General features: G+C 73.3%; 21 protein-coding genes. 13 read left to right on the top strand and 8 right to left on the bottom strand.

The features are described from left to right. The 4 genes from ACZ4YY_RS11725 to ACZ4YY_RS11710 all read left to right on the top strand — a co-directional run bounded on the left by ACZ4YY_RS11725 (position 1) and on the right by ACZ4YY_RS11710 (position 4,401). Complete coding sequence (locus tag ACZ4YY_RS11725) at positions 1–1,437, top strand: rhamnulokinase (protein ID WP_468287711.1); 1,437 nt, start codon at positions 1–3, stop codon at positions 1,435–1,437. A gap of 95 nt (positions 1,438–1,532) precedes the next feature. Further along, positions 1,533–2,288, top strand: a complete 756-nt coding sequence (locus ACZ4YY_RS11720; RefSeq protein ID WP_468287223.1) for a (Fe-S)-binding protein — start codon at positions 1,533–1,535, stop codon at positions 2,286–2,288. Then, complete coding sequence (locus tag ACZ4YY_RS11715) at positions 2,285–3,763, top strand: LutB/LldF family L-lactate oxidation iron-sulfur protein (protein WP_468287220.1); 1,479 nt, start codon at positions 2,285–2,287, stop codon at positions 3,761–3,763. The genes ACZ4YY_RS11720 and ACZ4YY_RS11715 overlap by 4 nt, the downstream gene beginning before the upstream one ends. Beyond that, complete coding sequence (locus tag ACZ4YY_RS11710) at positions 3,760–4,401, top strand: LutC/YkgG family protein (protein WP_468287217.1); 642 nt, start codon at positions 3,760–3,762, stop codon at positions 4,399–4,401. The genes ACZ4YY_RS11715 and ACZ4YY_RS11710 overlap by 4 nt, the downstream gene beginning before the upstream one ends. Before the next feature lie 125 nt (positions 4,402–4,526). On the opposite strand, the gene ACZ4YY_RS11705 is transcribed toward ACZ4YY_RS11710, so the two are convergent. From ACZ4YY_RS11705 to ACZ4YY_RS11695, 3 genes are all read right to left on the bottom strand, one after another. After that, positions 4,527–6,074 carry an FAD-dependent oxidoreductase gene (locus tag ACZ4YY_RS11705; RefSeq protein WP_468287216.1) on the bottom strand — a complete coding sequence of 516 codons (1,548 nt, stop codon included), beginning with the start codon at positions 6,072–6,074 and terminating at the stop codon, positions 4,527–4,529. A 59-nt stretch (positions 6,075–6,133) separates the two neighbouring features. After that, a complete protein-coding gene (locus tag ACZ4YY_RS11700; RefSeq protein WP_468287213.1) occupies positions 6,134–6,553 on the bottom strand; it encodes a CBS domain-containing protein in 420 nt (139 codons plus the stop codon). A gap of 106 nt (positions 6,554–6,659) precedes the next feature. Beyond that, positions 6,660–7,232, bottom strand: a complete 573-nt coding sequence (locus tag ACZ4YY_RS11695) for a hypothetical protein (RefSeq protein WP_468287211.1) — start codon at positions 7,230–7,232, stop codon at positions 6,660–6,662. A 147-nt stretch (positions 7,233–7,379) separates the two neighbouring features. Here ACZ4YY_RS11695 and ACZ4YY_RS11690 point away from each other — a divergent pair, with 147 nt between their 5' ends. Beyond that, positions 7,380–8,237, top strand: coding sequence for an AAA family ATPase (locus tag ACZ4YY_RS11690; RefSeq protein ID WP_468287208.1), 858 nt, complete (start codon positions 7,380–7,382; stop codon positions 8,235–8,237). Further along, on the top strand, positions 8,234–9,592 hold the full coding sequence (locus ACZ4YY_RS11685) for a vWA domain-containing protein (protein WP_468287205.1): 1,359 nt from the start codon (positions 8,234–8,236) through the stop codon (positions 9,590–9,592). Before ACZ4YY_RS11690 ends, ACZ4YY_RS11685 begins: the two co-directional genes overlap by 4 nt. 10 nt (positions 9,593–9,602) lie before the next feature. Here ACZ4YY_RS11685 and ACZ4YY_RS11680 read toward each other — a convergent pair whose 3' ends face one another. The 3 genes from ACZ4YY_RS11680 to ACZ4YY_RS11670 form a co-directional block, all read right to left on the bottom strand. Beyond that, positions 9,603–9,968: a cupin domain-containing protein gene (locus tag ACZ4YY_RS11680; protein ID WP_468287202.1), complete on the bottom strand. Its 366-nt coding sequence runs from the start codon at positions 9,966–9,968 to the stop codon at positions 9,603–9,605. A 140-nt stretch (positions 9,969–10,108) separates the two neighbouring features. Then, positions 10,109–11,107: a pyridoxal-phosphate dependent enzyme gene (locus ACZ4YY_RS11675; RefSeq protein WP_468287200.1), complete on the bottom strand. Its 999-nt coding sequence runs from the start codon at positions 11,105–11,107 to the stop codon at positions 10,109–10,111. Beyond that, positions 11,104–11,799: a helix-turn-helix transcriptional regulator gene (locus tag ACZ4YY_RS11670; protein ID WP_468287197.1), complete on the bottom strand. Its 696-nt coding sequence runs from the start codon at positions 11,797–11,799 to the stop codon at positions 11,104–11,106. Before ACZ4YY_RS11670 ends, ACZ4YY_RS11675 begins: the two co-directional genes overlap by 4 nt. A gap of 213 nt (positions 11,800–12,012) precedes the next feature. Here ACZ4YY_RS11670 and ACZ4YY_RS11665 point away from each other — a divergent pair, with 213 nt between their 5' ends. Beyond that, positions 12,013–12,831 (top strand): SAM-dependent methyltransferase, encoded by an 819-nt coding sequence (locus ACZ4YY_RS11665; protein WP_468287194.1) that lies wholly within the window; start codon positions 12,013–12,015, stop codon positions 12,829–12,831. 24 nt (positions 12,832–12,855) lie between these two features. Here ACZ4YY_RS11665 and ACZ4YY_RS11660 read toward each other — a convergent pair whose 3' ends face one another. Then, positions 12,856–13,776: a helix-turn-helix domain-containing protein gene (locus tag ACZ4YY_RS11660; RefSeq protein ID WP_468287191.1), complete on the bottom strand. Its 921-nt coding sequence runs from the start codon at positions 13,774–13,776 to the stop codon at positions 12,856–12,858. A gap of 168 nt (positions 13,777–13,944) precedes the next feature. Beyond that, positions 13,945–14,175, bottom strand: coding sequence for a DUF397 domain-containing protein (locus ACZ4YY_RS11655; RefSeq protein ID WP_468287188.1), 231 nt, complete (start codon positions 14,173–14,175; stop codon positions 13,945–13,947). Positions 14,176–14,302: 127 nt separating this feature from the next. Here ACZ4YY_RS11655 and ACZ4YY_RS11650 point away from each other — a divergent pair, with 127 nt between their 5' ends. The 6 genes from ACZ4YY_RS11650 to ACZ4YY_RS11625 all read left to right on the top strand — a co-directional run bounded on the left by ACZ4YY_RS11650 (position 14,303) and on the right by ACZ4YY_RS11625 (position 17,758). Further along, positions 14,303–14,758 (top strand): ATP-binding protein, encoded by a 456-nt coding sequence (locus ACZ4YY_RS11650; RefSeq protein ID WP_468287185.1) that lies wholly within the window; start codon positions 14,303–14,305, stop codon positions 14,756–14,758. A gap of 1 nt (position 14,759) precedes the next feature. Next, entirely contained in the window at positions 14,760–15,248 is a 489-nt protein-coding gene (locus ACZ4YY_RS11645; protein WP_468287182.1) for a hypothetical protein, read from the top strand. A 39-nt stretch (positions 15,249–15,287) separates the two neighbouring features. Further along, the gene (locus ACZ4YY_RS11640) at positions 15,288–16,253 is read left to right on the top strand and encodes a pirin family protein (RefSeq protein WP_468287179.1); all 966 of its coding nucleotides are present in this window, start codon (positions 15,288–15,290) and stop codon (positions 16,251–16,253) included. Between the two features lie 157 nt (positions 16,254–16,410). Continuing rightward, the gene (locus tag ACZ4YY_RS11635; protein ID WP_468287177.1) at positions 16,411–16,890 is read left to right on the top strand and encodes a MarR family winged helix-turn-helix transcriptional regulator; all 480 of its coding nucleotides are present in this window, start codon (positions 16,411–16,413) and stop codon (positions 16,888–16,890) included. Next, a complete protein-coding gene (locus ACZ4YY_RS11630; protein ID WP_468287174.1) occupies positions 16,887–17,336 on the top strand; it encodes a MarR family transcriptional regulator in 450 nt (149 codons plus the stop codon). Before ACZ4YY_RS11635 ends, ACZ4YY_RS11630 begins: the two co-directional genes overlap by 4 nt. A gap of 50 nt (positions 17,337–17,386) precedes the next feature. Continuing rightward, positions 17,387–17,758 carry a tetratricopeptide repeat protein gene (locus tag ACZ4YY_RS11625; RefSeq protein WP_468287171.1) on the top strand — a complete coding sequence of 124 codons (372 nt, stop codon included), beginning with the start codon at positions 17,387–17,389 and terminating at the stop codon, positions 17,756–17,758. Positions 17,759–17,885: the final 127 nt, after the last annotated feature.

The raw sequence follows: 17,885 nt of genomic DNA, 5'->3' as shown, positions 1-17,885 counted from the left end.
GTGCGCTCGTACGCCGCGGTCGACCTCGGCGCCTCCAGCGGGCGGGTGATGGTCGGCCGGGTGAGCCCCGACTCACTGGAGCTGACGGAGGCGCACCGCTTCCCCAACCGGCCCGTGCGGGTCCCCGAGGGGCTGCGCTGGGACGTCCTCGGGCTGTACGCCGGGGTGCTGGACGGGCTGCGGGCCGCCGGCCGGGTGGACTCCGTCGGCATCGACAGCTGGGCCGTCGACTACGGCCTGCTGGACGCCGACGGCGCCCTGCTCGGCAACCCGGTGCACTACCGCGACGCCCGCACGGAGGGAGTCGCGGAGAAGGTGCGGGCCACCGTACCGGCCGCCGAACTGTACGCGGCGACGGGCATCCAGTACGCGCCGTTCAACACGCTCTACCAGCTGACGGCGGCCGCCGCCTCCGCCCAGTTCGCCCAGGCGCGGCGCCTGCTGCTCGTCCCGGACCTGCTGACGTACTGGCTCACCGGCGAGCAGGGCACCGAGCTCACCAACGCCTCCACCACCCAGCTCGTCGACCCCTCGACGCGCGACTGGGCGTACGGTCTGGCGGCCCGGCTCGGCATCGACCTCAGCCTGTTCCCGCCGCTGCGGCGGCCGGGGGACCCGGCGGGTGTGCTGCGGGAGCGGGTGCTGGAGGAGACGGGCCTGACCGGTCCGGTGCCAGTGACGGCGGTCGGCTCGCACGACACGGCCTCCGCGGTGGCCGCCGTCCCGGCGACGGGCGAGCGGTTCGCCTACATCTGTACCGGCACCTGGTCGCTGGCCGGCCTGGAACTGGACGCGCCCGTGCTCACCGAGGAGAGCCGCGCCGCCAACTTCACCAACGAGCTGGGGCTGGACGGCACGGTCCGCTACCTGCGCAACATCATGGGCCTGTGGCTGCTCCAGGAGTGCGTGCGCGCCTGGGGCGACCCGGACCTGGGGGGACTGCTGCGCGAGGCGGCGGCCGTGCCGGCGCTGCGCTCGGTGGTGGACGCGGGCGACGCCGCGTTCCTCGCGCCCGGCCGGATGCCCGAGCGGATCGCCGAGGCGTGCCGGGCGTCGGGGCAGCCGGTGCCCGAGTCGCCCGGCGAGATCACGCGGTGCATCCTCGACTCCCTCGCCCTGGCCCACCGCCGGGCGATCGAGGATGCCCAGCGGCTCGCCGGTCACCCCGTCGACGTGGTCCACGTCGTCGGCGGCGGCACCCGCAACGCCCTGCTGTGCCAGCTCACCGCCGACGCCTGCGGGCTGCCCGTGGTGGCCGGCCCGACGGAGGCGGCCGCCCTCGGCAACGTCCTCGTGCAGGCCCGGGCGCACGGGCTGATCGGTGACCGCGCCGCGATGCGCCGGCTGCTCGCCCGCACCCAGCCGCTGACGCGTTACGAGCCGCGGGGCGGCACCGGCCCGTGGCGCGCGGCACAGGCCCGGCTCGCCGCGCGCTGAGCCGGCCCCTGCACCCGGCCCCTCCTCCCCCACTACGCTGAACGCCCGTGAGCGGTACCCCCGACTCATCCGATGACCAACCCCGAGGAGCCGCGATGCGTGTCGCACTGTTCCTGACCTGTGTCAACGACACGCTCTATCCGGACACCGGCCGCGCCGTCGTGAAACTCCTGAACAGGCTGGGTGTCGACGTCGACTTCCCGATGGGCCAGACCTGCTGCGGGCAGGCCCACTACAACACCGGATACCGGCACGAGGCCGAACCGCTCGCCCGGCACTTCTCCGATGTCTTCGGGGAGTACGAGGCGATCGTCACACCCTCCGGGTCGTGCGGGGCGATGGTGCGGGAGCTGTATCCGCGGATGGGTGAGCGGGCGCGGGCCGAGGGGCGCGGGGGCGGCCTCGCCGCGACGCTGGCGCCGGTCGTGCCGAAGACGTACGAGCTGAGCGAGTTCCTGGTCGACGTGCTGGGCGTGACGGACGTCGGCGCCTACTACCCGCACCGGGTCACCTACCATCCGACCTGCCACGGGCTGCGCGGACTCGGGCTCGGCGACCGTCCGCTGCGGTTGCTGCGGGCCGTCGAGGGGCTGGAGCTGGTGGAGCTGCCCGGCGCCGACGAGTGCTGCGGTTTCGGCGGCACGTTCGCGCTGAAGAACGCCGACGTCTCGGCGGCCATGGGCGCCGACAAGGTGCGCAACGCCGCGGCGACCGACGCCGAGGTGCTGTGCGCGGCCGACAACTCGTGCCTGATGCACATCGGCGGGACGATGACCCGGCTCCGGGTCGGAATGCGGCCGGTGCACCTCGCGGAGATCCTGGCGAGCACGAAGGAGGAGCCGGCCGTATGAGCGGGACGTTCGTGGGGATGCCGTCGTTCCCCGAGGCCGCGCGGGAAGCCGTCGCCGATGAGACCCTGCGGGGCAATCTGCGCCATGCCACGCACACGATCCGCGCCAAGCGGGCCAAGGCCGTAGCGGAGGTGTCGGACTGGGCGCAGCTGAGGGAGGCCGGCCGGCGGATCAAGGACCACACGCTGCGTCACCTCGACCGCTACCTCGTGCAGTTGGAGGAGTCGGTGACGGCGGCCGGCGGGGTCGTCCACTGGGCGGCCGACGCCGAAGAGGCCAACGAGATCGTGGCCCACCTGGTCAGGATGACCGGTGAGCCGGAGGTCGTGAAGGTCAAGTCGATGGCCACACAGGAGATCGGGCTCAACGAGGCGTTGGAGGCGGAGGGCATCCGCGCCTACGAGACGGATCTCGCCGAGCTGATCGTGCAGTTGGGCGAGGACCGACCCTCGCACATCCTCGTCCCCGCGATCCACCGCAACCGCGGCGAGATCCGGGACATCTTCGCGCGCGAGATGAGCGCGTGGGGACGCCCCGCCCCGGAGGGCCTCACCGACACGCCCGCCGCACTCGCCGAGGCCGCCCGTGTGCACCTGCGGGAGAAGTTCCTGCGGGCCAAGGTCGGCATCTCGGGCGCCAACTTCATGGTCGCCGAGACGGGAACCCTCGTGGTCGTCGAGTCCGAGGGCAACGGCCGGATGTGTCTGACCCTGCCCGAGACGCTGATCTCGGTGGTCGGCATCGAGAAGATCGTGCCGACCTGGCGGGACCTGGAGGTCTTCCTCCAGACCCTGCCCCGCTCCTCCACGGCCGAGCGCATGAACCCCTACACGTCGACCTGGACGGGCACGACGGACGGGGACGGCCCGAGCACCTTCCACCTGGTCCTGCTCGACAACGGCCGCACCGACACCCTGGCCGACGAGGTCGGCCGCCAGGCCCTGCGCTGCATCCGCTGCTCGGCCTGCCTGAACGTCTGCCCGGTCTACGAGCGCGCCGGCGGTCACGCCTACGGCTCGGTCTACCCGGGCCCCATCGGCGCGATCCTCAGCCCCCAGCTGCGCGGCACACAGAGCGACATCGACGCCTCCCTGCCGTACGCCTCGTCCCTGTGCGGCGCCTGCTACGAGGTGTGCCCGGTCGCGATCGACATCCCGGAGGTTCTGGTGCACCTGCGCGAACGGGTCGTGGAGGGCGGGCCGGTGACGCGCGACGGCAACCGGGTCGTCCTCAAGCCGGCCAAGGGGCACGCCGCCGAACGCGCGGCCATGCGCGCGGCCCGCTGGGCGTTCGGCCGGCCCGGCGCGCTGCGCACCGGCCAGCGGCTCGCCTCCCGCACGCGCCGCCTGCATCCCCGTACGCTGCCGGGGCCCGGCCGGGCGTGGAGCGCGAGCCGCGATCTGCCGGCCGTGCCCGCGGAGCCGTTCCGCGACTGGTGGCAGCGCACCGACGGAGGAAAGGACGAGCCCAGGTGAACAGCAGGGAACGGATCCTGGGCCGGGTGCGGCGCGCACTCGCCGACGTCCCCCGCGAGGACACCCCCTACGAGGCGGCCGTCCCCCGTGACTACCTCCGTGAGCACGGCGACCGCACTCCCGCGCAGACGGTGGACCTGCTCGCGGAGAACCTCGCGGACTACCGGGCGCTGGTGCACCGGTGCGCCGAGGAGGACCTGCCGTCCCTCATCGCCACGTTGCTGACCCGGCGGGAGGCGGCGAGCGTGCTGGTGCCGTCCGGACTGGACGAGGGCTGGCTGGCGGCGACCCGTCTCGCGCGGGTGCCCGACCGGGCCGAGAACACCCCGCACGAACTGGACCGGGTGGACAGCGTCGTCACCGGGTGCGCCGTGGCCGTCGCGGAGACCGGGACGATCGTCCTGGACGGCGGCCCCGACCAGGGCCGCCGCCGCGTCACGCTGGTGCCCGACCACCACATCTGCGTCGTCCGCGTTCCCGACCAGGTCGTCTCCTCCGTGCCGCAGGCCCTCGAACGGCTGGACCCGGCCCGTCCGCTGACGTGGATCTCCGGACCGTCGGCGACCAGCGACATCGAACTGGACCGGGTGGAGGGCGTGCACGGCCCGCGCACCCTGGAGGTGATCCTGCTCGGCTGAGCGGCGCTCAGGGGTCCTTGCACCGTGAGCTCCGAACAGAAGGGGTGGCCGATCAGCTCGCGGCGTCCGGTCCGTGCGATCGCAAGGCGCCGCACCACGCGGCCCAGGCGGGCACAGTGGACCTTTCAGAGGTCGCGCCGCTCCAGGGGCTGCTGGGCGGGCCCCTGCACGACCCGCCCCTCGGTGTCGAACCTCGAGCCGTGGCAGGGGCACTCCCAGGCGCGTTCGGCGCGGTTGAAGGAGACCAGGCAGCCCAGGTGCGTGCATCGCGCGGAGAGGGCGTGCAACTGTCCGGCCTCGTCGCGGTGGACGGCGCAGCGCTCCCCGCCGACGCGGACGACCGCGCCGTCACCGGGGGCGATGGCGTCCACCGACGGCCCGGTCGCCGTCGGCAGCCGGTCGCCGACGAAGTGCCGGGCCACGTCGGCCTGGTGCTTGAGGAAGGCCGCGCCCTCGCGGACGACGGACGCGATGCGGCGGGGGTCGTACAGGTCGCTCCACGGGCAGGCGCGGCCGGTGATCAGGTCGCTGAGCAGTCGGCCCGCCATGATGCCGCCGCTCATGCCCCAGCCGCCGAACCCGGTGGCCACGTAGACGGTGCGGCTGCCCGGGTGGAGCGGCCCGACGAGGGGCACGGAGTCGGTGGAGTCGTTGTCCTGGGTGGCCCACCGGTGGGTGAACCGCAGCGCGCCGAAGCGGTCGGTGGCCCAGTCGGCGAGCCGCCCGAAGCGCTCCTCGACGTTCCCTCCCGTGCCGGGCGTGAAGTGCTCGCCCGTCACGACGAGCAGCCGTCGGCCGTCGTCCATGGGCGCCGTGCGCACCGAGCGGGTGCGGAGTTCCTGCGTGATGTACATGCCCTGCGGGGCTCTCGCGGTGTCGACGGGCGCCGCCAGGACCAGTTCGCGGCGGGGGGAGAGCCGGGTGAACAGCAGGGCCCGGTCGAAGACGGGGTAGTGGGTGGCGACGACGACGGCGCGGGCGGTGACCGTGGTCCGGGAGGTGCCGGGCGTCTCGGAGTCGACGGTCAGCTCGCAGGGGGCGCCCTCGCTCAGCGCGGTGACGCGGCTGTTCTCGTGCAGGGTGCCGCCCAGGCGCCGGATGTCGTCGGCGAGGGCCAGCAGGTACCGACGGGGGTGGAACTGCGCTTGGCCGGTGACCCGGACCGCGCCGGCGACGGGGAAGGGCAGGTCCGTCTCCGTCACGTACTCGGCGGGCAGTCCGGCTTCGCGCGCCGCCTCCGCCTCGGCCTTCAGCGCGTCGGTTCGCGCCGGGTCCTCGACGTAGGTGTAGGAGGAGGTGTCCTCCCAGTCGCAGTCGACGCCCAGTTCCTCGACGACCTGCCGGGCGTGCCGGACGGCCTCCGCCTGGGAGCGGGCGTACAGCCGCGCCCCCTCGGCGCCGCGGGTGCGCCGGAGGCGGTCATAGACGAGGGTGTGCTGGGCGCTCACCTTGGCCGTGGTGTGGCCGGTGACGCCCGCGGCGAGGCGGCCGGCCTCCAGGACCGCCACCGACCGGCCGCGCCGGGCCAGTTCCCAGGCCGTGCTGAGCCCCGCGATGCCCGCGCCGACCACGGCGACGTCGACGTCGAGCGGGCCCTCCGGCGGGGGCGCCGGAGGGCCCGGAGGTGCGGTGTCCAGCCAGTACGACCCGTGGATCTCGGCCTGTTCGTCCATGGGGGCCGGGTTCCCGGGACCGCGCCGGTCACACGGCCGGCTCCGGGACCCCCGCCGGTCTACCGGTTGGGTTCGGCGGCGCTGATGTCGCCGAGCGCCGACTCCGGATCGCGTTCGACGGCCAGGTCGGCGAGGGAGACGATGCCGACCGGCCGGCCCTCCTCGACGACCGGGACGCGGCGCACCGCGTGCTCGCGCATCACCTGCACGGCATGGTCCAGATCCTCGTCCGGGCCCAGCGTGACCAGGTCGTCGCTGCAGACGGCGGCCACCGTCGTTCGCTGCGGGTCCTCGCCCTCCGCCAGGGCGCGCACCACGAGGTCGCGGTCGCTGACCAGGCCGCGCAGCCGGTCGTCCTCCGTGACCAGGACCGCTCCGATGTCCTCGTCCCGCATGAGCCGGGCCACGGCCGTCACCGAGGTGTGCGGTTCCACCGTCACGGGTTCGGCGGTCATGATGTCCCGTACGTGCTGTGTCACGGATGTCCTCCTCCCGGTGCGGGTGGTGCCCGTCACCACCTCTCGCCGGCCGGGTACCCGTCGTGCGCGACCGCACCCCGGGTGCGCGCCCCCGGGCGGCCGCCCTTCAGCAGTAGGTGACGGGGCAGCCGTACCGCAGGGAGTACTGGGCGGCGCGCAGGTACAGCGTCACGTAGAAGGCGGTGTCCAGGTCCTCGCCCCAGGGGCCGGGGCGGACGGCGGCGGTCCGTGCCGCCTCGCCCTCGAGGAACCACACGGTCAGCTCGAGGTTGTCGCCCGTCGCCGGTATCGCGTCGAGGGGCAGGCGAAGGATGTGGGCCAGCCGCTCGGCGAGGGCGAGGACCTGCGGGGCGCCGGCGACCACCGTCTCGTCGGTGTAGGCGGAGCCGACGGGAAGTTCGATCCGCTCCTCGAGGAAGAGCGGCACGAGGACGGTCCAGCCGAGGAGGGTCTCCCGCTCGGCCTCGGTCAGCCACTCCCGGCACAGGGCGTCGAAGCCCGTCATGGAGGGGCTCATCTTCTCCTCGAACCAGCCGCGGTCCGGGCCGGACACGGAGTCGTACGGGGGCAGGCCGCGCCGGATCAGCTCCGCGTCGAGGGCCGAGGCGGTCTGCGCGTGTCCGCCCTCGTCCTCGCCGAACCATTCGCGCCTGTCGATGCTCACCAGGTAAACGCCCATGATCGCAACGTACAGGGCCGCACTGACACGCCGACCCCGTGACAAATCTCCTGAACAAGCGCTTAGATACTTTCGGGGTGCTCGACCGGTGCGCACGACCCGGCTCGCGGTCCCCGCCCTGCCCGCACCTCACCGCCGGAGGCCCCGTTGTTCACGTCCGTCGACGATGTCTCCGCCCGTCTGGCCGGCACCGGCTATCTGGCCTCCCCCGCCGTCGCCACCACCGTCTTCCTCGCCGACCGGCTCGGCAAGCCGCTCCTGGTCGAGGGCCCGGCGGGCGTCGGCAAGACGGAACTCGCCAAGGCCGTAGCCGAGGTGGCCGGCGCCCGGCTGGTGCGGCTCCAGTGCTACGAGGGCGTCGACGAGTCCCGGGCGCTGTACGAGTGGAACCACGCCAAGCAGTTGCTGCGCATCAGCGCCGCCCGCGACGAGTCGTGGGACGAGACGCGGACGGACATCTTCAGCGAGGAGTTCCTGCTCCCCCGCCCGCTGCTGACCGCGATCCGCGGTGACGAGCCGACGGTGCTGCTGATCGACGAGACCGACAAGGCCGACGTCGAGGTGGAGGGCCTGCTCCTCGAGGTGCTCAGCGACTTCCAGGTGACCGTGCCGGAGCTGGGCACGATCACCGCGAGCCGCCGCCCGTTCGTCGTGCTCACCTCCAACGCGAGCCGTGAGCTGTCGGAGGCGCTGCGCCGGCGCTGTCTGTTCCTGCACCTCGGCTTCCCCGACGAGGAGTTGGAGCGGCGGATCGTCCGGCTGAAGGTGCCCGGCATCGACGCGGCGCTGGCCGGGTCGGTGGTGCGCGTGGTGGGCGCGCTGCGGGCGATGGACCTGCGGAAGGTGCCCTCCGTCGCCGAGACGCTCGACTGGGCGCGCACCCTGCTCGCCCTGGGCGCCGCCACCCTCGACGAGACGCTGGTGCGCGACACGCTGGGTGTGATCCTCAAGCACCAGGACGATGTGCTGAAGGCCGCCGCGAAGCTGGACCTGGACGCGGTATGACCGCCCCGGCGGACGTGACGGCGCGGCTGACGGGGTTCGTCGCCGCGCTGCGCGCGCACGGGCTGCGCGTGGGGACGGGCGAGACGGTGGACGCGGCCGAGGCCGCGGCGGCGCTGGGATTCGCGGACCGGGTGCTGCTGCGCGAGGGGCTGGCGGCGACGCTGTTGCACACGTCCGGGCAACGGCGGCTGTTCGACACGGTCTTCGATCTCTACTTCCCCCGTGGCGTGGGCGCGCCCGAGACGGCGTCCGGTGACCGCGACGACCTGCGCGACCGGCTGGCCGCGGCGCTCGCGGACGGCGACGAGGCGCTGCTGGGTCGGTTGGCGGTGGAGGCGGTCGACGGCCTGGGCGGGTACGGGAGTTCACCGGGGGCGGACGGCTGGTCGTCGTACCAGACGCTGGAACGGCTGCGTCCGCAGACGCTGCTGGCCCGCGTGCGCGACGACGTCCGGGCGCGCGGCGGGGCCGCCGGGTTCACCGACCGGCTGCTGGAGGACGAGATCCGGCGGCGCCTCGAGGCCTTCCGGACCCTGGTGGCGGCGGAGGCGCGGCGCAGGGTGGCGGAGCGGCGCGGGCGGGACGAGATCGCCCGCCGGGCGGTGGCGCCGACCGCCGACCGGGTCGACTTCCTGTACGCGGGCAGGGACCGGCTGGCCGAACTGCGGCGCACTGTGGGCCCGTTGGCGCGGAAGCTGGCCACCCGGCTGGCCGCGCGTCGGCGCCGGGCCTCCCGGGGCACGATCGACCTGCGGCGCACCCTGCGGGGTTCGCTGTCGACGGGCGGGGTGCCGATGCGGCCGGTGCTGCGCCGGCGGCGTCCGGCCCGCCCCGAACTGGTGCTGCTGTGCGACGTGTCGGGCTCGGTGTCCGGCTTCTCCGACTTCACCATGCTGCTGGTGCAGGCGCTGCACGACCAGTTCGCCAGGGTGCGGGTCTTCGCGTTCGTCAACCGGATCGACGAGGTGACCGGCCTCCTGCGGCACGGCGCGGCCGACCCGGAGGGTCTCGGCGCCCGCATCCGCGCCGAGGCGACCCTGACCGGCTGGCACGGCAGCAGCGACTACGGCATGGCCCTCGGCGAGTTCGCGGAACGCTACGGCGGCGCGGTGGGTCCGCGCACCACGGTGTTCGTGCTCGGCGACGCCCGCACCAACATGAGCGACCCCGGCCTGGCGGCCGTGCGCCGGATCGCCGGACAGGCCCGCCGTGTCCACTGGCTGAACCCGGAGCCGCGCGCGCTGTGGGGCACCGGCGACTCGGCCGCGCCGGAGTACGCCGGGCTGGTGGCGATGCACGAGTGCCGCAACGCCCGTCAGCTCGGCGCACTGGTCGGTCGGTTGCTTCCGGTCTGAGCCCGCGCCCCTACTCCCCCGTGGCCTTCGCGTACTCCTTGGCCATCGACCCGGCGAAGTCGTACACGACGCACTGTTCGTCACCCACGACCCAGGCGTCGTGTCCGGGCGAGACGACGAAGACGTCGCCGGGGCCCACCTCGGTCTCTCCGCCCTCGTCCATGGTGACGTGCAGGCGGCCGCTGACGACATAGCCGTTGTGGTGGATCTGGCAGCTGTCGGTTCCCGCAATCGGCGCCACCGACTCCGTCCAGCGCCAGCCGGGCTCGAACGTCGCCACGGCGAAGTCGAGTCCCGTCATGTGGACGGCCTCGAGGTGACCGCGGGGGAAATCACGCCGCTCGTCCGGCTTGTCGAGCGTCTTCACTTCCAGCATGGCGCTCCTCCTTCCGGCCGCGTCACACCACGGCCTGGGCCGGTCTCCCCGGCGGCCCTGGACGTCACCGGTGGGGGCCGCGCCCCGCCTCTCCATCGTCCGCCGGTCCGCCGGGGGCCGCCATTCGGGGAGCCGGCCCCTCATTCGGGGGAGCCGGCGCCTCGGGCACCGCCCCCGCACAGCTCGGCGAAGCGGCCGGTGTCGACGTTGCCACCGGAGACGATCACGCCGACCCGGCGGGGCAGCGGGCCGAGACGGCCGAAGAGCAGCGCGGCCAGCGGGGTGGCACCGCTGGGCTCGACGACGATCTTCAGCCGTTCGAAGGCGAACCGCATGGCCTCGCGGATCTCGTCGTCGGAGACCAGGGCGACGGCGTCGACGAGCCGGCGGTTCACCGAGAAGGTCAGCTCCCCGGGCGTGTGCAGGGCCTGCCCGTCGGCGATGGTGCGCGGTACCGGGATGCTGACGCGCCGGCCCGCCTCCAGCGACCGCTTGGTGTCGTCCCCGGCCTCCGGCTCGACGCCGAGGATCCGGATGCCCGCGTACATCCCCTTGGCGACGGTGGCGCTGCCGGCGATCAGTCCGCCGCCGCCGACCGGCGCGACCAGCGCGCCCGGTTCCCCGATCTCCTGGAGGAGCTCGAGGGCGGCGGTGCCCTGCCCGGCCATGACGTGGGGGTGCTCGTACGGCGGGATCAGGGCCAGCCCGCGTTCGGCGGCGAGGGCCTCGGCGACGGCCACCCGGTCGCCGGCGTAGCGGTCGTAGGTGACGATCTCGGCGCCGTAGGCCTCGGTGGCCTCCCGCTTGGAGCGCGGGGCGTCGTCGGGCATGACGATCACCGCGGTCGTGCCGAGTTCCCGGGCGGCCAGGGCGACGGCCTGGGCGTGGTTGCCCGAGGAGTAGGCGGCGACGCCCCGGGCGAGCTGTTCCGGGGTGAGCCGGGAGGCCGCGTTGTAGGCGCCGCGGAACTTGAAGGCGCCGACGCGCTGGAAGTTCTCGCACTTCAGCAGGACTTCGGCGCCCGCGAGGGCGTCGAGGGTGCGGGAGTGCAGCACGGGGGTGCGGTGGGCGACGCCCTCGAGGCGGGCGGCCGCGTCGCGGACGTCGTCCGGGGTGATCGGCGGGGGCGGGGTGGTCACGGGTGTGCTCCCTCACGGGTGTCGGTCGTGCCGGTGGGGCGGGCCGCCCGCGCCTGGGACAGGTAACTGTAGGCGGAGGCCCGGGAGATGCCGAGGCGGGCGGCGACGTGTTCGACGGCGCGGCGCACGGCGAACACACCGCGTTCGTCGAGGCCGCGGAAGAGGTCCAGGCGGCGGGCGCGGTCGAGCGCGGACCAGGTTGTCCGCTGAAGACGGGTGTCGAGGAGGGCGTCGACGACGGAGTCGATGTCGTCGCCGAAGGTGGTCACCGGGGGTTCCGCGCCGGCCGCCCCGGTGCCGGCGAGCGCGGCGAGCAGCCCGCGCACCCGGTCGACCTCGGTGACGTCCACGTTGACGCACAGGGCGCCGAACACCGAGCCGGTGGAGTCGCGCAGGACCATGGTGGACGACTTCACCAGCCCTCCGGCGCTGCTGCGGGTGACGTAGTTCAGCTCGTCGGCCGCATCGTCGCCGCGGGCGAGGACCCGCATGCCGATCTCGCTCATCGCCCCGCCGACGGTCCGCCCGGTCACCGACCCGGCGACCGCGACCACGGACCGCTCCGGTCTGCGGTAGTCGTGCAGCACGACCTCGCAGACCGGTCCGAACGTCGCCGCGATCCCGTCGACGACGGGCCCGAGCGCCCGCAGGATCGCGTCCCGCTCCGCCTCCCGGGTGTCCTGTGCCGCCATCCGCCCTCCCGTGTCACCGCCGGTTCCCGACCCGCCCATTAGACCACACGTCCAGGCTTTGGACAGCCAGTCCAGACAGGCCCTGCCGGAGGCCTCGCCCGCCCGCCTTCAGGGGAACCGTCGATCAAGGGGTGGCACGGCCAATTGCCGCTTCCCTAGGATGGGTTGTCGACCGCGCCGGCCCACGGCACGGCCCGGAGCTGGGGGAGTCAGATGCAGCCTGGCAAGCAGCTGTCCACGTCGATCGATGCCACGGTCCCCACGGCCGCGCGCATGTACGACCACTACCTGGGCGGCAAGGACAACTACGCGGCGGACCGCGCGGCGTGCGAGGAGCTCGACAAGGTCGTCCCCAGCACCCGCGCCCTCGCCCTCAACAACCGGCGTTTCCTGCAACGGGTCGTGCGGACCCTCACGCAGGAGTACGGGATCCGGCAGTTCCTGGACCACGGCTCCGGCCTGCCCACTCAGGACAACGTCCACCAGGTCGCCCAGCGCATCGACCCGACCGCGCACGTCGTCTACGTCGACAACGACCCGATGGTCCTCGTCCACGGCCGCGCCCTGCTGGAGCAGGACGAGCGCACCACCGTGATCCACGCCGACATGCGCGAGACCGAGGCCGTCTTCACCCACCCCGACACCGAGCGCCTGATCGACTTCTCGCAGCCGGTGGCCGTGCTGTTCAACTCGGTGTTCCACTGCATCCCGGACAGCGGGACCGACGGCCCGCAGGCGGTCGTCCGCCGCGTCCGCGAACGCCTCGCGCCCGGCAGCTACCTGGTGATGTGTCAGCTGGTCAGCGACGACCCGAAGGTGCGCGCCTTCGTCACGGACTTCATGGACCGGGCCACCCAAGGGCACTGGGGCCGGGTGCGCGAGGAGAAGGACGTCGCCGAGTGGTTCGAGGGCCTGGACATCCTCGACCCGGGTCTGGTCGAGGTCTCCACCTGGCGCCCCGACACCGAGGTGGCACCGCGTCAGCTCACGCAGGAGTGGATCGAGTTCGGCGGAGTCGGCCGACTGGGCTGACCGGCCGGCGACGGCGGGCGGCGCTCACCCCTCGGGGTAGCGCCGCTCCATCGTCTCCCGCAGCAGGGTCAGCGAGGCACGCGGGTCGAGCGCCTCGTCGGCCAGCCGGTCGAGCGTGACCCGGTACTCCTCCGTCTCGTCCCGGTCCTCCAGGAAGGTCGCGCTCCTGATCTGTTCGAGGTAGACGACGTCGGGCAGGTCGGAGCCGCCGAAGCGCAGGTAGGTCACCGGGATCGACGGCGCGGAGGCGTGCGTCACGTCCAACGGCACGACCTGCACGGTGACATGGGGCAGCCGGGCCATCTCCACGAGATGGGCGAGCTGCTCCCGCATCACCTCGCGGCCGCCCAGCACCCGCAGCAGCACCGACTCGTCGACGACCGCCCACACCCGCGGGGCGTCGGGGCGCCGCAGCAGTTCGGTGCGCCGGGTGCGCAGCTCCACCCGGCGCTCCACCTCCCGGACCGACGCCGTCGGCATCCCGCGCTCCACGACGGCCCGCGTGTAGGCGGGCGTCTGCAACAGGCCCGGCACGTACTGGAGCTCGAAGGTACGGATCGCCGTGGCCGCCTCCTGGAGTCCGACCAGACGGTCGAACCACTCGGGCATCAGCCGCTTGTCGTACCGCTGCCACCATCCCGGCTCACCGGCCCGGCGCAGCAACTGCAGCAGCACCGACGCCTCGTACTCCTCGGTGCGGTATAGGTCGAGCAGGGCACGGACGTCCGTCTCCGTGGGCGGACGGCGCCCCTTGCCCGCCTCGATGCGTGACAGCTTCGCCGGACTGAAGCCGACGGCGCGCGCCGCCTGGTCCTGGGACAGCCCCGCGTCCTCCCGGATACCCGCCAGCTGCACGCCGACGAGCATTTTCAGCAAGGTCGGGGCGGGCTCGGCCCGGTGCAGATACGGTACGAGGCGGGAGACGCGAGGTGACTCGGAAGGCATCCTGACTCCCCGTGGACCGGCAGACGACAGACCGCATTATCGCACCCGAAGGCCTCCGGCCGCACGGAATTCGGGACACGGCCAGGGACCATGGGCCCCGCGCTGCCGTCCAGGGCACGGCGGCAACGGCTCGCGGCGGCAGTGCCCCCGGTCCCGCATTCCGGAGCCTTACAGCAGGTGGTCGAACTCCCCACCCTTCGCCCCGGCGACGAACGCGGCCATCTCGGCCGGCGTGTAGACCAGGGCCGGCCCTTCCGGGTCGCGGGAGTTGCGCATCGCCACGCCTCCCCCGTCCAGGACGGCCACCTCGACGCAGTTGCCCCAGGCGTCACTGTGACTGCTCTTGATCCAGCGGACGTCCAGCTCACTCGCCCGCACTCCGTTCGGCACTGACGACACTGCTCTCTCCTCGCTCCGGCGCGCAATTTCCCGTGAAATTGCACGAGGACCTCGTCAGCGTGGATAATAACCCTGCCGTCAACCGCATTTCGCCGGACCCGATCTGACGTCGTCTCAGGGAGATGCCGTGTCATCACCTGCGCAGTCCCGGAACCACGAGTCCGTCCGCGACTCGTCCAGAACGGCCGTGCTGCACCTCACGGGCAGCCGGGAGGGCTTCGCGCAGGCACGGGACTTCACCCACCGCACGCTCGACGGCTGGTCCCTGGACCACTGCACCGACGACGCGCTCACCGTCGTCACCGAACTCGCCGCCAACGCCGTCCTGCACGCCCTGCCGGCCCTCCCCCCCGACGATGTCGAAGTGCGGCTCAGGCTCTCCCTGCGCCGCTCCCACCTGGTGTGCGCCGTCACCGATCCCAGCGACGAACTGCCCGTCCACCCGCGCGGCGGGGACTCCCTGCTGGAGCACGGGCGCGGGCTGCACATCGTCGAGGCCCTCTCGGAGCACTGGGGCTGGACCCGCCGCTCCCCCGTGGGCAAGACCGTCTGGGCCATGCTGCCGACCCGTCCCCCCCTCTGACATGACTGCCACGAAGAGACCCGCACCACTGAAGGGCCTGGGGCACGTGCCGTGGCCCGAGTACAAGGACTCCACCGGATCCGCCGCGGCCATCCCCTCGCTGCTCACCACCGTCGCCCGCGGCGACGCCGACACGGCGGGCTGCGCGCTGGGCCAGCTGCGCCGACGCATCTGCCAGTACGGCTTCGTCGTCGACCAGGCGACCGCGGCCACGGTGCCGTTCCTGTGGGAGCTCGTCCGGCTGCCGCAGGTCACCTGCCGCGTCGAGATCCTCCGTCTGCTGCGGAGCATCGCCGACGCCCGGCAATGGGAGACGACGGCCGTCGCCTACCCCAAACTGCTGCGCCATCCCGACAACCACGTCGAATGGGAGCGGGCGGCCCGCCGCGCCGTCCGCGCCCAGCGCGGCGTCCTGCGCCACCTGCTCGACGAGCCCGACACGGACATCGTCCGGGCCAGCACGGAACTGGCCGCCGCCCTGTCCGACTGAAATGGCGGGGAGGTGACGACAGCGCCTAGGTTGTCCGGCATGAGCAACCTTGACCGCGCCCCCGTACCCACCGTGTGCGGCGGCCGCGGATTCGTCGTCGCCGAGCCCGTCCGCGAGCTGCTGAGCCCCCGGCACGTGAGGCTCGGGGAGTCGACCGGGGTGCGCCGGCTGCTGCCCAACCTCGGCCGCCGCATGATCGGCGCGTGGGCGTTCGTCGACCACTACGGCCCCGACGACATCGCCGACGAGCCGGGCATGCAGGTGCCACCGCACCCGCACATGGGACTGCAGACCGTCAGCTGGCTGCACGAGGGCGAGGTGCTGCACCGCGACTCCACCGGCAGCCTCCGCACGATCCGCCCCCGCGAGCTGGGGCTCATGACGTCGGGGCGCGCGATCAGCCACTCCGAGGAGAGCCCCCGCCCGCACGCCCCTGTGCTGCACGGTGCCCAGCTCTGGGTCGCGCTGCCCGACGCCCACCGGCACACCGAGCCCCGCTTCGAACACCACCCCGTGCTGCCCACGGTCACGGCCCCCGGTCTCACGGCGACCGTGATCCTCGGCGGCCTCGACGGCGCGGTCTCCCCCGGGACGGCGTACACCCCGATCGTGGGCGCCGATCTCGCGCTGGCCCGGGGCGCCGACGTCCGGCTGCCCCTCGTCCCCGACTTCGAGTACGGCGTGCTGTCGATGTCCGGCGAGGTGCACGTCGACGGGGTGTCCGTACGGCCGGGCTCGATGCTCTACCTGGGCTGCGGCCGCACCGAACTCCCGCTGCGCGCCGAGTCCGACGCGGGCCTGATGCTGCTCGGCGGCGAGCCCTTCGAGGAGGAGCTCGTCATGTGGTGGAACTTCGTCGGGCGCAGCCAGGCGGAGATCGAACAGGCCCGCGCCGACTGGACGACCGGCACCCGCTTCGGCCGGGTGGACGGCTACGACGGCGCCCCGCTGCCGGCCCCCGAGCTGCCGGCGACACCGCTCAAGCCCCGCGGCCGGGTGCGGTAGGCATCTCGGGAGCCTCCGCCCGGGCGCCACCCTCCTCGGCCGGAGGCCCCCTCCGCCGGAGGCTCTCCCGGGCCGTAGGCCCTCCCGGCGGAGCACTTCCCCGGGCGGGCGCCGGGAAATAGTAGCCATGGACATAGTAGCCATGTACGCTATTGCCATGAGCAAGGGTTCCGAAGGGGCGACGCCCGGATATCTGGTGTGGCGCCTGTCGACGAAGTGGCGCGTGGCGGTCGACCGGGCGGTGGCACCGCTCGGACTCACCCACGCCCAGTACGCCCTGGTGGCCTCGCTGCACGGCATGCAGCGCGGCGGCGAGCGGCCCAGTCAGAGGCGTCTCGCCGACCACACCGGGCTCGAGCCGCTGTACGTGTCGAAGCTCGCTCGGGCGCTGGAGTCCGCCGGGCTGATCGAGCGCACCCGGGATCCGCGCGACCCGCGCGCCGTCCAGCTGGCCCTGACCGAACAGGGCCGGGACGTCACCCGGCGCGCCGTCACGGTGGTGCACGGGCTGCTGGAACAGCTGCTGGAGCCGCTGGGCGGTCCGGACAGCCCGCGGACACGCGGCTTCACGAGCGAACTGACGGCCCTGCTCGACGCACCTCTCGACGTCATCGACCAACCCCAGGGGGAGACATGACCACCACCGCACCCGTCGTCGACGGTCGCACCATCGGACTCGCGCACTACGCCGGACGCGCCGTCCTGGAGCACGTCCTCGCCCGCCACGGCGCCACCTTCGCGCAGCAGGTCACCCTGCGGGCGGCGGTCACCGCGGACGGTCCGCTGACTTCGGACGCCCTCGTCGCCGAGGTCGTCGGGGCACTCAAGTCCGACCCCGCCGACGTGCGCACGACGATCGGCGAGCTCCTCGAGCGGGGGCTGCTGTCGGCCGAGGGCCCGCTGCTCCGGGCCACGGAGGCCGGGCGTGAGCGGATCGCCACGGTCGGCGCCGAGGTGGGCGCGGTCTCCGCCCGGATCTACGCCGGCATCCCCGCAGCGGACCTGGAAGCCGGCGGGCGCGTCCTCACGCTGATCACCGAGCGGGCCGACGCGGAACTCGCCGCGCTGACCTCCCGGAGGTAGTGGAATACGCAACCACCGGGTCCGGTTGTGCGCCTCGAAGGAGGTCACCAGTGGACATCACCTACGAGGTGGCGCACGACGCCGCGTACTACGCCCACGGAACGCCGGCCGAGCGCTGGGAGCGCGGGCGGCAGTTCTTCGACGCCAAGGACTACGCCGCCGCGGCACGCGTCCTGGCCGGGCTGGTCGAGGAGGTGCCGGAGCAGACCGGCCCCCGGCTGCTGCTGGCGCGCGCCTACTATCACTCGGCTCAACTGCGGCGCGCCGAGGCCGAGTTGCGCGTCATCGTCGAGCGCGATCCGGTGGAGCACTACGCCCGGCTGATGCTGGGCCGCACACTGGAGCGGCAGGGGCGGCACGCCGAGGCGGCACCGCACCTGCGCCTCGCCTCGGCGCTCGCGGGCGACTTCCCACAGGCCTGACACACGACACGGGGCGGCCCGGCGGAAACACCGCCGGGGGACGACACGTCGTGGTGGGGGGGGGGGTGTGGAGGAACCGTATGAGGGAGGACTTGTACCAGAGAAAGGTTCCAAGAAAGAAAGAGAA

Source organism: Streptomyces sp. NPDC030143 (genome assembly GCF_055573695.1).
This window is presented reverse-complemented; position numbering and strand designations above follow the sequence as displayed.

Coding starts and splice junctions, on each gene's coding strand:
- ACZ4YY_RS11630 (WP_468287174.1), top strand. CDS start 16,887: ATGACCACCACCGCACCCGTCGTCGACGGTCGCACCATCGGACTCGCG.
- ACZ4YY_RS11645 (WP_468287182.1), top strand. CDS start 14,760: ATGACTGCCACGAAGAGACCCGCACCACTGAAGGGCCTGGGGCACGTG.
- ACZ4YY_RS11720 (WP_468287223.1), top strand. CDS start 1,533: ATGCGTGTCGCACTGTTCCTGACCTGTGTCAACGACACGCTCTATCCG.
- ACZ4YY_RS11660 (WP_468287191.1), bottom strand. CDS start 13,776: ATGCCTTCCGAGTCACCTCGCGTCTCCCGCCTCGTACCGTATCTGCAC.
- ACZ4YY_RS11705 (WP_468287216.1), bottom strand. CDS start 6,074: ATGGACGAACAGGCCGAGATCCACGGGTCGTACTGGCTGGACACCGCA.
- ACZ4YY_RS11695 (WP_468287211.1), bottom strand. CDS start 7,232: ATGGGCGTTTACCTGGTGAGCATCGACAGGCGCGAATGGTTCGGCGAG.
- ACZ4YY_RS11670 (WP_468287197.1), bottom strand. CDS start 11,799: ATGGCGGCACAGGACACCCGGGAGGCGGAGCGGGACGCGATCCTGCGG.
- ACZ4YY_RS11715 (WP_468287220.1), top strand. CDS start 2,285: ATGAGCGGGACGTTCGTGGGGATGCCGTCGTTCCCCGAGGCCGCGCGG.
- ACZ4YY_RS11635 (WP_468287177.1), top strand. CDS start 16,411: ATGAGCAAGGGTTCCGAAGGGGCGACGCCCGGATATCTGGTGTGGCGC.
- ACZ4YY_RS11640 (WP_468287179.1), top strand. CDS start 15,288: ATGAGCAACCTTGACCGCGCCCCCGTACCCACCGTGTGCGGCGGCCGC.
- ACZ4YY_RS11665 (WP_468287194.1), top strand. CDS start 12,013: ATGCAGCCTGGCAAGCAGCTGTCCACGTCGATCGATGCCACGGTCCCC.
- ACZ4YY_RS11680 (WP_468287202.1), bottom strand. CDS start 9,968: ATGCTGGAAGTGAAGACGCTCGACAAGCCGGACGAGCGGCGTGATTTC.
- ACZ4YY_RS11685 (WP_468287205.1), top strand. CDS start 8,234: ATGACCGCCCCGGCGGACGTGACGGCGCGGCTGACGGGGTTCGTCGCC.